The 14,160-nt window shown below is 46.2% G+C and carries 12 protein-coding genes; 1 reads left to right on the plus strand and 11 read right to left on the minus strand.

Going from position 1 to position 14,160, the window contains the following annotated elements; all coding sequences use genetic code 11:
* Nucleotides 1-16 precede the first annotated feature (16 nt).
* From AC58P7_RS10845 to AC58P7_RS10865, 5 genes are all read right to left on the minus strand, one after another.
* A complete protein-coding gene (locus tag AC58P7_RS10845) occupies nucleotides 17-1,003 on the minus strand; it encodes an alpha/beta hydrolase (RefSeq protein WP_497342619.1) in 987 nt (328 codons plus the stop codon).
* Nucleotides 1,004-1,030: 27 nt separating this feature from the next.
* Nucleotides 1,031-3,862, minus strand: coding sequence for an alpha-L-rhamnosidase (locus AC58P7_RS10850; RefSeq protein WP_497342621.1), 2,832 nt, complete (start codon nucleotides 3,860-3,862; stop codon nucleotides 1,031-1,033).
* 87 nt (nucleotides 3,863-3,949) lie between these two features.
* Nucleotides 3,950-4,777, minus strand: a complete 828-nt coding sequence (locus AC58P7_RS10855; protein ID WP_497342623.1) for a helix-turn-helix domain-containing protein — start codon at nucleotides 4,775-4,777, stop codon at nucleotides 3,950-3,952.
* A gap of 33 nt (nucleotides 4,778-4,810) precedes the next feature.
* Nucleotides 4,811-6,169, minus strand: a complete 1,359-nt coding sequence (locus AC58P7_RS10860) for an MFS transporter (protein ID WP_497342625.1) — start codon at nucleotides 6,167-6,169, stop codon at nucleotides 4,811-4,813.
* A gap of 357 nt (nucleotides 6,170-6,526) precedes the next feature.
* On the minus strand, nucleotides 6,527-6,814 hold the full coding sequence (locus AC58P7_RS10865; protein WP_497342627.1) for a hypothetical protein: 288 nt from the start codon (nucleotides 6,812-6,814) through the stop codon (nucleotides 6,527-6,529).
* 111 nt (nucleotides 6,815-6,925) lie between these two features.
* Between AC58P7_RS10865 and AC58P7_RS10870 the strand changes: the two genes are divergently transcribed.
* Entirely contained in the window at nucleotides 6,926-8,527 is a 1,602-nt protein-coding gene (locus AC58P7_RS10870; protein WP_497342628.1) for a GMC oxidoreductase, read from the plus strand.
* On the opposite strand, the gene AC58P7_RS10875 is transcribed toward AC58P7_RS10870, so the two are convergent.
* The 6 genes from AC58P7_RS10875 to AC58P7_RS10900 form a co-directional block, all read right to left on the minus strand.
* Entirely contained in the window at nucleotides 8,528-9,313 is a 786-nt protein-coding gene (locus AC58P7_RS10875) for a sugar phosphate isomerase/epimerase family protein (protein ID WP_497342630.1), read from the minus strand.
* A gap of 194 nt (nucleotides 9,314-9,507) precedes the next feature.
* The gene (locus AC58P7_RS10880) at nucleotides 9,508-9,684 is read right to left on the minus strand and encodes a hypothetical protein (RefSeq protein ID WP_497342632.1); all 177 of its coding nucleotides are present in this window, start codon (nucleotides 9,682-9,684) and stop codon (nucleotides 9,508-9,510) included.
* 157 nt (nucleotides 9,685-9,841) lie between these two features.
* Nucleotides 9,842-10,513, minus strand: a complete 672-nt coding sequence (locus tag AC58P7_RS10885) for a fibronectin type III-like domain-contianing protein (RefSeq protein WP_497342633.1) — start codon at nucleotides 10,511-10,513, stop codon at nucleotides 9,842-9,844.
* 29 nt (nucleotides 10,514-10,542) lie between these two features.
* Complete coding sequence (locus AC58P7_RS10890) at nucleotides 10,543-12,168, minus strand: MDR family MFS transporter (protein ID WP_497342635.1); 1,626 nt, start codon at nucleotides 12,166-12,168, stop codon at nucleotides 10,543-10,545.
* 183 nt (nucleotides 12,169-12,351) lie between these two features.
* A complete protein-coding gene (locus AC58P7_RS10895; RefSeq protein WP_497342637.1) occupies nucleotides 12,352-13,227 on the minus strand; it encodes a carbohydrate ABC transporter permease in 876 nt (291 codons plus the stop codon).
* A gap of 17 nt (nucleotides 13,228-13,244) precedes the next feature.
* Nucleotides 13,245-14,159 (minus strand): ABC transporter permease, encoded by a 915-nt coding sequence (locus AC58P7_RS10900; protein WP_497342639.1) that lies wholly within the window; start codon nucleotides 14,157-14,159, stop codon nucleotides 13,245-13,247.
* Between the last annotated feature and the right edge of the window lies 1 nt (nucleotide 14,160).

Raw genomic sequence — 14,160 nt, forward strand, 5'->3', positions numbered from 1 at the left:
CTCCTCAGCTAATAATCTAGTCAACCGGAATCACTTTGAGGTCCTCGTTCAATCGGTCTATGGCCTCTTCCGACAGCAGCCCCCCGCCGAATTCGATTACGGTACGCAGTGGAACGCCCATTGCATCTTGCAATTGCGGACTATCTTCAAGTATGGGCAGCTCAGTCTGTATTAATTGTTTACATGCGGGATTTTTCCATAGTACGCCCAGTTGAACGTCTACACTATATTCATGAACATCTTCGTTCAACGATAGCTCTTGATTCGAAGCAAATTCACCAAATACATTCTTGATCCAAGCCGTGCACAAACCGAACCATTTGGCAGCATCTGCATCCGCCATAGACCGCAATCCGCCTGAAGTGACAGGCTTCGCAAGGGATAATCCGTGTACGCCATTGCGAAAAATATGCAGCTCGAACGGCACTTTCGCGCGATCCATAGCCGCAGCGAATGCCAACGCATTGTTAACAGGTACAAGCGTATCCGCGAACGTATGGAAGATAAACGCAGGCGGCGTGGAAGCATCGACCTCTTCATCTACGCCTGGCACAGGCGTTGGAAAGATGGCGCTCATCGACGCCAAGATACAAGGATAACCGAGTATCATGGCATCCGGCCTTACTCTCCCCATTGTGCCAAGTGCCGCGGCTAAATGTCCTCCTGCCGAGAAGCCGCAGACTGCCACTTTGTCAGGGTCGATCCCCCAATCGCTGCTGTGCTCCCTGATCAGCTCCAAAGCTTCTTCCGCATCGTGAAGCGGTTTCGGGAATGCAGCATGTTGATTGACGGAGTATCTTAGCACGAACGCTTGATATCCTTCCGCCAGGAAGGCCATGGCAACCGGTTCGGCTTCCCTATCCGAACAACCCCGGTACGCACCGCCTGGAAGTATAAGAATGGCCGGCCGGATGTGGGTGTTCGGCATCTCTTGCGATGAATCCAACAGATAGGCCGTTAATGTAACATTTTCATTGGTTAGCAGTTGGGTGAAAGTTCTCATCTATTTTCCCTCTCGAACGTGATAATTTTATCCGATAGTCAACGCCATAAGCTGCTCATCCAACTCGTCGAGCATGCTTGCTTCCATCGGATAATAGGCCGCCAATTCACGGAGCGATGCGTCTCCGATCTGTACGAGGATGTCTGCATTAAGCTCCATGCCGGGAGGAAGAAGGCTTTGAATCAAGGCTGCGGCGCCTTCATGGCTAATCAGCTCGATCAGCGGTGTCTTAGTGCTAAGCTGCTTGATATAACTTTTAGTTGGCGCATAGTGAATGATATAGCTGCCGCTGGACAGTTCCAGCTGCGTTTCTTCACCTAGCTGAACGCCGGCGATCAAGCTCTCACTTACGTTCTTGCCGTTAATCTCGACCGCTGTCATGTCCGCATAAGGCAATCGAACGTTTGCTTCTGCATTGAACGGTATTACGAAATGGAATGTAAGATGTCCTTTATCACTAAATGTCCACTCGCTTTTAAATAATCCTGCCGCCGACTCCACCCCCGCCTTGGCCCACTTTAAACGGAAATCCGGTTGCGGTGCTAGTTCTACACGACGGAAGCCCGGCGCTTCTTCGACTGGATTGATCCCCGCAACCGTGCGGTACATCCATTCCACAATCGCCCCGTACGCATAGTGGTTAAGCGAATTCATTCCCGTACTACTTATTTTGCCGTTCGGCATAATTGAATTCCAGCGCTCCCATATCGTCGTTGCCCCCATTTTTACAGCATAGAGCCAGCTCGGATAGTCATCATTTAACAGCAGTGTATAGGCAAGGTCATTACATCCGTATTCCGAAAGAACGCGATTCAAGTACGGGGTACCAACGAAGCCGGTCTTCAGGTGATTGCGATCGATCTTGAGCCGCTTGCGAAGCCCATCAACTACTCTCGTTTTGTAAGCGTCCGGAACCAGATCCATGAATAAGGCCACCGCATAAGCTGTTTGCGTATCGAGAGCGAGCCGCCCGCTTTTCGTGAAAAATTCGACTTCAATAGCTGCTTTCACTTCATCCGATATGCGCCCATAGTAGTCTGCCAACTCGTCTTTCCCGAGCACTCTTGCCGCTTTCGCCGCCAATTGCGAGGAATAACGATAATAGGCCGAAGCGATAAAGTCCGTGTCGGTTCCGCCCATCGGAGAATCTGGATTGCTTCCGTCAAGCGCCAACCAATCGCCGAAATGGAAGCCAGTCGTCCATAGTCTCCGTCCACCGGATTCTTCATCCGCACGGATAATAAAGTCGACCCAACTTGTCATACTCTCGAATTGCTGTTCCAGAATGGCTTTGTCACCGTAATGGAGGTATACGTTCCATGGAATAATGGTCGCCGCATCTGCCCAGGCGCTGGAGCCGCCTCCCTGCACATTAGCAGCTGGAACGACCATCGGAACCATGCCATTCCGATCCTCTTGCTCACGGCCCATATCGTATCCGTATTTGCTGAAGAAGGCATACGTGTCCATGTTGAAATTTGCCGTGCCGGAGAACACCTGTGCATCCCCCGTCCACCCCATTCTTTCATCCCGTTGCGGGCAGTCCGTCGGAATATCGAGGAAATTGCCTTTCTGTCCCCACAACGCATTTAGGAATAAACGGTTTACGAGTTCATTGCTCGTTTCAATGGTTCCGATCTCCTCCATATCGGAGTAAAGGACGCACCCGGCGAAGTCATCTAGATTCAGTTCGCCTGGCCAGCCTTCAACCTTTACATATCGGAAGCCATAGAACGTGAAATACGGTTGCACGAATGCTTCTGAGCCATCAGCTGTATATTGATATTCCGCCTTGGCAGTACGCAGGTTCTCACGATAGAAGTTGCCATCTTGCAGCACTTCGCCATGCTGGAGACGGATGACGGTGCCTTTGGGAGCGTTGGTATGGAATCGCATCCAACCGACCATATTCTGCCCCATGTCAAGTACGGTTTCACCTGCCGGAGTATGAATGACTTCGATCGGCTTACGTTCTTCTTTAATGACAACAGGCAAGCTAAGCCGTGCTTCTAACCGGTCGTAACCGATCGCGCCTTCGCGGACAGCGAAGGTTTCCGATGATTCGAATGTCGCATCGTAAACTTCACCGTCATAAAGATTGCCGTCCATCACTTTGCTCTTGGTTGCCTTCCAGTCCGTATCAGATGAAATAACAAATTTCGATCCGTCAGAGTACGTTACAACGATTTCACACAGAAGGGCGAACTCGTTTCCGTACATCTCAGCCGAATGTCCGTCGAAGCCGAATCTTCCTTTATACAATCCGTTACCGAGACTGACTGCTACTTGGTTCTCGCCTTGCTGCAGCAATTCCGTCACATCATAAGTTTGATACTGCAGCCATTTCTGGTAAGCGTTAAAATGGGGAGCGAGGTACTCGTCACCGGCTTTCTCGCCATTGATTTCCATTTCATACAATCCCAATCCGCAAACATATGCACGTGCAGACGCGATCGGCGCACTTAACTCAAACGATCTCGCAAGGACCGGATGAGTGTCCTTGTCCAACTCTGGAACAATCCATTTGGCGACCCACGGTTCGTCCAGCTTCGCAGTCTCGAACCACGCGGTCTCGCTGACGGCATGATCACCGTTATCCGCCCACACTTCCACTCGCCAGTAATAACGGGTTCGCGGTTGCAGTGCAATCGATAGTTCAAACGCGATACTATCGATATCCTCTCTCTTGCCGCTGTCGTAAAGAACGGTTGTAAATTTATCATCCAAGGCGACCTCGTAACGCGCGGCGATCTGTTTCTTTGCGTCCGTCTCATTCACGACATATGATAATCGCGGTTTGTCAAGCGCGAATCCTATCGGATTGACAATACGGTTGGTTTTCAATCGAGTGATTCTCATAATCATATTCCTCTCTTTGCAATTCAGATTTCTTAACTAAAGATAACAAAACCTCATTCTGAAAAACTATGTGAAATCACGCCATTTTCATAACGCTCCCAAGCGATTGTGAAGCAGCCGAAACGCTGCTGGCGTCGTACCGAAATGATCCTTAAACAACCTGTAGAAATAATTCATATCATAGATGCCGACCTTTTCAGCGACAGCCTGAACGCTCCAATCGGTATATTGAAGCATTCCGCAGCTGTGGAGCATTCGAATTTCTTGCAGCATTCGTACATAGGATCGTCCGGTAAGGGATTTAAACAAGCGTTGAAAATTCCGGGTACTCATGGAAACGAACCGACTGATTTCCGTTATAGGAAGCGGGTTCACGAATCGGAATCCCATATGTTGGACTGCTTGGTGAATCGGAACCTCATTACTTTCAACACAATTCAAATCCGTCTTCTGTGGTTTGGTTTGAAGCAGTACGATCAGCTTCTTCCATAACGTCAAAAGCCCCATGGGAGCTTCTATTTGCTTCTGTTGTTCTGTAAGCATACCGTCCAGAAGCTGCTTGAATTCGTCACCAAGCTCGCGGTATACCCGCCAATGATTAATCTGACACAACTCCGCTGCGTCCAGCATATCGGGATAAAATAAGCAATTGATAAGCTTTAGCGGTCGTTCACCTGTTAACTCCTTCGGCTGGAATACGTGAGATACGTAGGCAGGAATGAGAAACAAGTCGCCTTTGGTCACGCTCAGAGTACTTTCACCGATATAGTGCAGTCCCTCTCCCTCTGTAACATAAGCGACTTCGATACAATCATGCTGATGTCTCATCAGATAAGGTGCCTCTTCAGTCAATGCCGTATGGATCGGTACATTGTCCTTGATGAAAAAACTTCCGGGAAATATTGGATAATCCATTCTAACGCTCCTCTCATCAGCAAACGTAATCTACTAACTGATGATGTCTTTTCTACGCTCCAAGTCGTCCAAGATGTGCGTATATTGTTTTTCCAGGGAGTAGAAGAACAGTAGTACGGCAATACATGCATAAATGACCAGCGGTATATAAATATTAAAAATAATGATCATCTGCTTGGTGGACTCCATCTGAACCGTTGCCCCTTCCTGGTAATGACCCCAGGCCAGCAGCCAGCCGATTAAAGCAGTCCCGAATGCGGTGCCGATTTTGCCAAAGAAGCCGCTAACGCTATTCGTTAGTCCGACGATGCGCTGTCCATGCTTCCATTCTCCGTATTCGATCGTATCCGCCATAAGCGGCGAAAGCACAATCATAAGCGGAATCATCCCGAAGGCTTGGATCAAGGAGCCGATGAGGCCGATCGTAACACTCGCAGGATCGATGATACGCAAGAGCAACCCGAATATCCCGATAATGAGCCCAAGGATAGCCGTATTGCGTCTTCCGATTCGCTTGATCGCCGGTCCAGAAAGCAAGAAAACGACGATGACGGGTATAAGACCGATACCGCCCATGATGCTGACCAGATTGACATCGCCCCAAATGTATTTGGCATAATACATCCCGGCAGTACCGGATAACGCAAACAAGATACTGGCTAACATGCTGGAAGCAGCGATGATAAGCCAGAATTTGTTCGTGAACAACAATCGGGTCCCTGCCCATAAGGACAACGACTTCTTGACCTCACCCAGCTCCTTCAGTTGTTCTGTATTGTACTTCTCCTTCGTCGTACGGAAGGCGATATAAATACCGATGGAGGCAACAGCTCCGAATATCGCAGCGAGCAGCATCCAATCCTGCTTTCCGCCTCCCATCGCGTTTACCATCGGAATGAATCCGACTGCCACAACCATCCCTGCCAAATATCCGAATCCCGAACGAAAGATGCCCATGAGAGATCGATCTGCCGGGCTTCTTGTCGTTAATACCATTAAGCTTACATAAGGAATGGAAAGTGGTGTATATACGCCTATAAAGAACAAGATATTGGTAGCGACCGCAAAGACAACCTTCACTCCGGGATCCGCATCAGGTACCGAGAACAGTAGTAAAATCGATACAAACATTGGAATGACCATCCACAACAGCCATGGGCGCGCTTGCCCATGCTTGGACCGTGTCCGGTCGACGAGAACCCCCATCCCTACATCAGCCACAGCGTCCAGCGCTTTGGTCAACAGCATGATCGTCCCGACCAACCCAGCAGAAACCCCGGCGATATCCGTATAGTAATAGGTGATCATCCCAAGCAGGCCGGTTGAGATATTTAGGGAGAATTGCCCCATTGCATCTCCCGCTAAAGCTTTATTCGATAGCTCTCTTTCCATATTCAGTCCTCCATAGTAGCCTTCTCTGTTATACAATCCAAGTGTACAAAACTCTGATGCAGCGTTATATAGCTCAATCTAAAGGTTGTATAGTCGAATCTTAACTTCAGAAATTTGGTGGGAATATCTTTTAAAATTCGCTTGAGGAAAACGCCATCGCCACTGTCTTTTTTTTTCTTATGACAACCCATTTACACTCAAGGGGAATAAATCCGTCAATTGGTTTAATTATCTTCAAAAAAAATAAGCGCCCTTTTCAGGATGCTTTAATCAATTCTTTTTATGGATCGCGGAAACTCGATACTATCGCGTTAAGCAGTATCACTTACATTCAGCTATTTTGTGAATGATTCATCATCATTTCATCGTCTGGTGAAGAGGACGACAAATCCTTATATTGGATTCTATCGCTCTGAAATGGGATATTACATCATCAGGAGTAATCATCGTAGCCGGTCCAACTTCATGAGTCACCAAATCCTGAAGGGATTCCTTCAAAAAATTCAGCTCTTTCCCTTGAACAAGCGTATCGAAATAAACAGAAAATGCCTCATTATTGAGTTCAGGTTCATATCTCCATGGAAGGATTTGAATATCTTGGAAATCGACAAAAATCTCCTCAATGCGCTTAAGGTTATCTGCCAAATTCTTTGAAATGGGGTATTACACACGTTGCTTAAGAATATGCATTTTTTCTTCATAGACCACTTCTTCGTACATATATATGTAAGAGCGTAAACGAAAGGGTGTGTAAAATTGTTGAAGATCTGTATCGCTCGTCATGCCGATACGCTTCGAATTATCGCTCGGAAAAATCATGTTGAACTGGAGCATCTGCTTTTACTTAATCCGCAGATCATCGATCCAGATATAAATCTTGTTAACAAACAAGTAAGACTTCCCGATCTTGCCCTACCGACAAAAAGTATGGAGAAACTTAAGGATGAATGGATTCCCTTGACTTCCCTAGATGAGATGCAAAGCAAAGACTATGATGTCCTTATTGTCGGTACCGGAGCTGGAGGAGGGGCTGCTTTGTGGAGAATCATGCAACAATTGAGACACAGCGGCAAACGCATCGGCATTATTGAAAGAGGCAGTCTATTAATACCGACTCATGCGCTTAATATTGCTACTATGGACTTCCAGCTTTACGAAAAATATATAAACAATGTTTTTACAAGCAATCCCGATGTACCATTCCCCCAACTCTATGCCCTTGGCGGCAGAACCTTGTTCTGGGGAGTGGCTTGTCCACGCATGCCTGTTTCAGAAATTATAGACTGGCCCGTCTCGCTTCAAGAAATGGATTTTTATTATAACCTTGCAGAAAAGGTCATGAGTGTAACACAGAACTTTACTAAAGGAGCCTCACTCACACAAATTCTTCTAAATTGGCTGCAGCTGAATGGATTTCCAGAATCAATCGATACCCCTATGGCCTTAAATTTGGAAACATTGGCATATGAGACGCTCAGTTCAAACGTCTATTTCAGTTCCATTATTTTCTTAGCAAAGGCTATGAGTTACTCTCCTTTCGACTTGGCCATAAATAGCCGAGCCGTCAAGGTACTCACAGAAAATAAAAAAGCCGTAGGCGTTAAAGTCATGTCGGAAGATAAAAAAAGCTATTTTCTAAAAGCAAAAAACGTGATCCTATCTGCAAGCACATTGGGTACGACGCAAATCCTGCTTAATTCGGGGATTGAAGGGACAGCAATTGGCCATTATTTAAGCGGGCATTCCAAGGTCTCTGCCATGGGAAAAGTAAAACGTGACGAATTTCCGGAGAGCTTGGGACCTCTTCTCATACTAACTCCTGGAACCGAACGTCGCCCCTATCAAATACAATTTAGTGGACCCATTTATATGAAGAGTGGCCAGGATACTGTAGAGCCATTGAGCAAAGAATTGAACCTTTCTATTTTGGCTTATGGAAGGATCGAATCTCGGTTTGACAATTATCTAAGCCTTAACCCGCAGAGACCTGATGAATATGGGGTACCGGAGCTTCAGATGCATTTTACTTACAGCGAACGGGATCGCCTCGTCATTCAGCAAATGGGAGAAGCGGTGAAGCAGGCATCCAATGCAATGAAAGTTCCCTTGATGTCGAATAACGGTGAAACAATTCTCTTTCATCCGTATGATTTCGGCTCGCATGAAATGGGGACCTGCCGTATGGGAGATGATCCTATGACCTCGGCAACCAATCGTTATGGTCAAATCCATGGTGTACAAGGCCTTTATGTTGCAGATAACAGTATCCTTCCGACAAGCGGTACAGCCAATCCGACGCTCACTACCGTTGCCCTTGCCATTCGCACAGCCGATTTTATTGTCCAACAATTGAAATAACTACGTTTTTGAAGGAACGACGCCAATAGACCGAAGATATTCCAGACTCATTTTTACACTTTCCAACGGATGCGGACTTTGATCACGCTCTACGAAGTAATACTTGACACCAACTTCATTCAACATACGAAAAATCGGGGGCCAATCGATCGTACCGCTGCCAACATCAGCGAAGTCCCCGCTTTGATCCATATCTTTGATATGAATGAGCGAAACGCGGCCTTTATATTTTTGAAGGGTGGCTTGCGGATCCAGTCCCGCCTTCTTCACATAATAAAGATCGAGTTCCAATTGCATAAGATCACTACCTACATGCTCCAACAAACGGTCGACGAAATAATGTCCGTCTTTTTTTTCAAACTCGTAATCATGAGGATGATACAAGAGCTGAAGACCATGACGCTGAAGCTCTTTTCCAAAACTTCGAAGAGATTTAATAAGCACTTGAATTTTGGAATCATCGTTGAAAGTCTCTTTGGGAGATGTGACCACGATATACTGCGCGCCAATGGCCTTAGCGTATTTGATTTGTTCATTGAAATCATACTCGACGCCGCCTAAAGTAGATATCGCCTTTAAACCAAGAGTGTCTAAGTACTTTTTCATTTCTGAAGATGATATTTTTTCATAACCTGCAAACTCTACTACTTTATATCCCATATTTGCTATTTTCTCTAGTGTGCCATAAAAGTCGTTTTTGGTTTCATTACGCAATGTATACAATTCTAATCCTGGAGGGAAATGAGACATATCCCACATTTGGTTGCCCAATCTCCGAAACTTCACCTTAATTCCCCCATAACATCAAGTTAAATTATTATATGTCTCAGATCCTCTAGAACATACTAAGTCGATATATGTCAACTTTCAGATTGTGTGTATTTGCAGAAAAAAAAGTCACGTTTTTCACGCGACTCTTAACTTCCGCTTTGCGCTGAAAAATGAAAAGACTGCTCAGCGGCAGCCTGTGGTATTGGCGGTCATTTACGATTATCATCGCTTCTGTTCAAATCCCCGATGAATGAGAAAACCTGTTCGTCCGTCAGCGGAATTAATGGAAAACGTGCGAAACGGAGAAGAGGCATTGAACCGAACATGTATAGGAACTCCTCCGTTCCAATCGTTTGCTTCATTCCTTCAAAGAGTGCCTTCAGCATAGGAGGACAGCCTCCCATTCATAAATGTAGGAATCGATATTCAGTGGGATTGGGGTCGGGTTGATCGATTGAAGTGTAATCTTTTGACTCAAACGGATATCTCTTAAGGAGGTCCCGACTGCGATCTCGAATTCACCCGGTTCCATATACCAAGCCTTCAGCGTATCGTGATAGAACGAGAAACCCCTTTCGTCAGAGTAAAGAAGACTTCAACTTCCTCCCCAGGTTGCAAGGCTACCTTCGTAAAAGCCTTCAACTCTCGAATCGGGCGTCTTAAACTACTTTCCTTATCCTGTACATAAAGCTGGACAATCTCCTTACTAAAGCGATTTCCGACATTTTTAATCTTCAAAGTGACTTGAACAGCGATTTCTTCTTCTTTGTTATCGGCTTGTACATTCAAATCGGAATACTCAAATGTGGTATACGACAACCCGAAGTCAAATGGATATCGAACGTCCAACTCTCTCTGCAGCGCATGCCCATTCACTTTCCCCCGGAATGTATCGCACACTTCCCCAAGCTCCAAAATGGCACCCGAGAACGAGTCCAAAACGAGCATGAGTTGCTTTCCAACCGAAGCGCCGACATGCTTGCGGGCAGCAGTAACCGCTGCCAGCTTGCAGGCACGTTCGACGTCGACGGTTTCCGATGCAGGGATTTGCCCCTGATACGAACCGGTAAAGCAGAGCGTACCTACGTGAAGGCCCTGTCTACAACGAGGGTCGTCTCTATCCCTGATAGCGGGAGTCGTGATCGGCCAAAGCGGTCCCACGGTGAAATCGAGTTGAAAATCAAGTGGAATTGCCGCTTCCAGAGCTTCCTTCATTCTGCACAGTCTCCTTTAAGAGTGAAAAGTTAATGCAGCTGGGTCATATTCTTTTTGCTTTTTGCTTGAGAGGTAATCTTGATTTTCCCAATAAACGGGCAGATGACAAGACCGACTACAACAAACCCGAGAGACCAGAGAAATACCGAATGAAGTGAATCAACTAGCGCTATTTTCATAACAGGAACCACATTATCGAGGAATACTTTCGGCATTTGCGCAATAGAACTCGGACTTAATAATGACGAGAACAACTGCTGCGGATCACGATCAACTTGGGAGATGATGCTCTCGATCGCCGGGTCTTTCTCAGGCAATCGATTCAAAACGGGAATCAAACGATTGGTCAGCAGACTGCTGGACTGAATATTCATAATAGCTCCAAGAACGGTCATCCCGAAGGTTCCGCCGATTTGACGAAAGAACGTGCTGGAAGAGGTTACGATTCCTAGATCAGTTTGCGGATAGCTTTCTTGCAGGGCTACAGTTAATCCTGGGAACACCAGCCCCATCCCTAGCCCCAATATAAACATAATCATCGTAGTGGTTAACGTACTTGTATCCATGCCCATCCTTGCGAGAAAGACAAAACCAATCGCCATGATCAATAAGCCAACCACCATCTGCAAGCGAATACCTGTTTTTTGGATGATTAAGCCACTAAGGATACTCGCACCAATCAGGGTTAGGGTAAGCGGCATCATGATAGTTCCCGTTGCCGATGGACTGATTCCCAGAATTCCCTGCATGAATAAAGGGACAAACATCATCGCTCCGAACATCCCTACACTCATCAGAAACCCGATCGCATTGATCAATGTAAACGTACGATCTTTAAAAAAACGCATGGGTAGTATGGGCTCTGCCGCCTTCGTCTCTACCCAAACAAATGCCAGGATAAAAAGAATCGAAACGGTTAACAAGCCAATAATTTGCCATGAACCCCAAGCGAACTCTTTCCCTCCGAAGGTTAAGGTGAGAAGTAAACCGACAACCCCTATGATCATCGTGAACATGCCTGCCACATCAAAACGAACAGCTTCCACCGAACGATGCTTCGGAAGCGCCGCGGCAATCAGGATCGTAGCGACAATCCCCACGGGTAAATTAATATAAAATACCCATCTCCAGTTCAAGCTATCGACGAGTAAGCCTCCTACTTGAGGTCCAATGACACTGGATAGTCCAAAAAGCGCTCCAAAAATCCCCTGCCACCGTGCTCTTTGAGTACCTGTAAAAAGATCACCGACAATGATCATGGCCATTGGCATCATGATTCCCCCGCCAATCCCTTGTAGCGCTCGAAAAATGATTAGTTCGGTCATATTCTGGGACATTCCGCATAAAGCGGAGCTGATAATAAAGATCATAAGGCCAGTAACATAGACCATTTTCCGACCGATTAAGTCTGACAATTTTCCCGCAATCGGAACAATTACCGTTGAGGTTAACATGTAGGAGGTCGTTAACCAAGTCATCAATCCCAGTCCCCCGAGCTCCCCAATGATTCTTGGCATCGCGGTACCAACAATCGTTCCATCCAATGCTCCAAAAAGCATCGCGATGAATAAACCTGCAAGTAGTAGTCCCTGATGCTTAACTTCATGTTTCGTTACCGGTTGTGATAATGCTTGAGCGGACTCCACAATATTCATCTCCTGTCTTTCACATGCATACCCATACCCTATAAATCTCTCTTCATTAATATAATAAGACAGCCGTATCGAAAACTATGTGGAATCGCGCCACTTTCATCAGCTTCCGCCTCAACCTAAAGAAGTCCCGCCCCTTTCTTCGAAAGGGCAGGACTTCTTTAACCTTAAGCGGTCCGTTTATTCCTATTCCTTAACAGCCCCAATGACGATTCCAGCCGTGAAGAAACGTTGCAGCACTGGATAAATGGCGAGGATCGGCAGAGCACCGATCACAATTTGAGCGGACATAAGTGCTTGAAAATTGGTTTGAGCCAATTCTTTGGCATTATTGGAATTCACATCAGGCATGGCTATGATGGATTTCAGATAAGTGGCAAGCGGCACATGATTGGATTTCATATAGATGCTTCCGGCCAGCCATTCGTTCCAGTCGTTCACGATCAAAAACAACCCGACCGTCGCCAAGACTGGAAGAGACAAGGGCAAGAAAATCTTGCTAAATACGATCCAATGATTCGCACCGTCCATAAAAGCAGCTTCCTCCAGTTCTTTGGGGAGGGCTTTGAAGAAATTCATCACGAGAATCAGATTGAAAATGCTGACGGCCCCGGGAAGCACCAGCGCCCAAATGGAGTCGTACAGCCCGATCTTCGTTACCAGTAGATATGTGGGAATCATTCCGCCGTTAAACAGCATCGCGACAACGAAAAATCCGACGAAGAATCGATAACCTCCGATCCCGTCGCGCCCTCCTCCTTTGGACATGACATAAGCAGCCATACACGTGATCGTTAACCCGATGACAAAGCTGAGAACGATTCTTTCCACCGAAACGATAAAGGATCGATATAGTTCAGGGTTTCCAAGCGCTTTCTTATAGGAAAACAGTGTGGGTTCAATAGGCCAGAATGTAACATCATGTGCGGCAACCGCAGATGCGGAACTAAAGGAAACGGCAACAACGTGAATCATTGGGATTAGACACAGTAAAGCAAGTAGACTTAAGAAAATAAAATTGGCGCCCTGAAAGATTCTGTAGCCTGGACTTATAGCATGCATGGCGATTCTCTCCACTCTTAAAATATTTTGTAGCCCGCAAACTTCCCGGCGATTCGATACGAGGTAATAATCAACACAAGGCCGACGACGGATTTGAAAAGTCCAATCGCGGTTGAAACACTAAAGTTTCCACTAATGAGACCCATCCGGTATACGAAAGTATCTATAATATCACCTGTCTGATAAACAAGCGGATTGTACAAATTGAAAATTTGATCGAAGCCAGCATTCAATACCTGACTGAGCGACAAGGTAACCACGACGACCAATGTCGGGACGATCGATGGGATGGTGATATTTAGCGTTTGTTTCCACCTGCCTGCACCATCGATTTCAGCTGCTTCATATAACGCAGGATTAATACCTGCAAGAGCAGCTAGAAATAGAATCGAACCATATCCAAATTCCTTCCAAATTTCGGTTGCAACCATGGTCGCTCGAAAAAAACGATTATCGCCAAGAAAGAAGATCGGCTTCATCCCCAACACGTTCTGCAGAAATTGGTTCACTAAACCGCCGTTCGGGGCCAATAATTCCATAAACACGCCGCCTAGAACAACCCATGATAAAAAGTGTGGCAGAAACACAATCGTTTGAACAGAATTTTTCATGAATTTATTTCGTGCTTCGTTAAGTAAGAGTGCAAAGGTAAATGTTGCAATGGTTCCAAAGACGATTTTCAGCACAGCTATGATGAACGTATTCCATATGACTTGCTTGCTATCTGGGTAAGTAAACAAAAACTTGAAATTGTCCATGCCCACCCACTTTGAATGAAGGATCCCTGTATAAGGCTTATAGTCCTGAAAGGCCATGACAACCCCGCCCATCGGAACATAAATAAAAATTACCGTAAAAATAACTGCCGGTAGCAGCATCAGATATAACTGCCAGCTGTCGCCTCGTCTATTTACCTTCTGTAAGGCTTCCATA

It is taken from the genome of Paenibacillus sp. J22FR5 (assembly GCF_059691975.1).

Excerpts from the sequence above, each read along its gene's own strand:
- AC58P7_RS10845 (WP_497342619.1), bottom strand. The coding sequence starts at position 1,003 with ATGAGAACTTTCACCCAACTGCTAACCAATGAAAATGTTACATTAACG.
- AC58P7_RS10850 (WP_497342621.1), bottom strand. The coding sequence starts at position 3,862 with ATGAGAATCACTCGATTGAAAACCAACCGTATTGTCAATCCGATAGGA.
- AC58P7_RS10855 (WP_497342623.1), bottom strand. The coding sequence starts at position 4,777 with ATGGATTATCCAATATTTCCCGGAAGTTTTTTCATCAAGGACAATGTA.
- AC58P7_RS10860 (WP_497342625.1), bottom strand. The coding sequence starts at position 6,169 with ATGGAAAGAGAGCTATCGAATAAAGCTTTAGCGGGAGATGCAATGGGG.
- AC58P7_RS10880 (WP_497342632.1), bottom strand. The coding sequence starts at position 9,684 with ATGCTGAAGGCACTCTTTGAAGGAATGAAGCAAACGATTGGAACGGAG.
- AC58P7_RS10885 (WP_497342633.1), bottom strand. The coding sequence starts at position 10,513 with ATGAAGGAAGCTCTGGAAGCGGCAATTCCACTTGATTTTCAACTCGAT.
- AC58P7_RS10890 (WP_497342635.1), bottom strand. The coding sequence starts at position 12,168 with ATGAATATTGTGGAGTCCGCTCAAGCATTATCACAACCGGTAACGAAA.
- AC58P7_RS10895 (WP_497342637.1), bottom strand. The coding sequence starts at position 13,227 with ATGCATGCTATAAGTCCAGGCTACAGAATCTTTCAGGGCGCCAATTTT.
- AC58P7_RS10900 (WP_497342639.1), bottom strand. The coding sequence starts at position 14,159 with ATGGAAGCCTTACAGAAGGTAAATAGACGAGGCGACAGCTGGCAGTTA.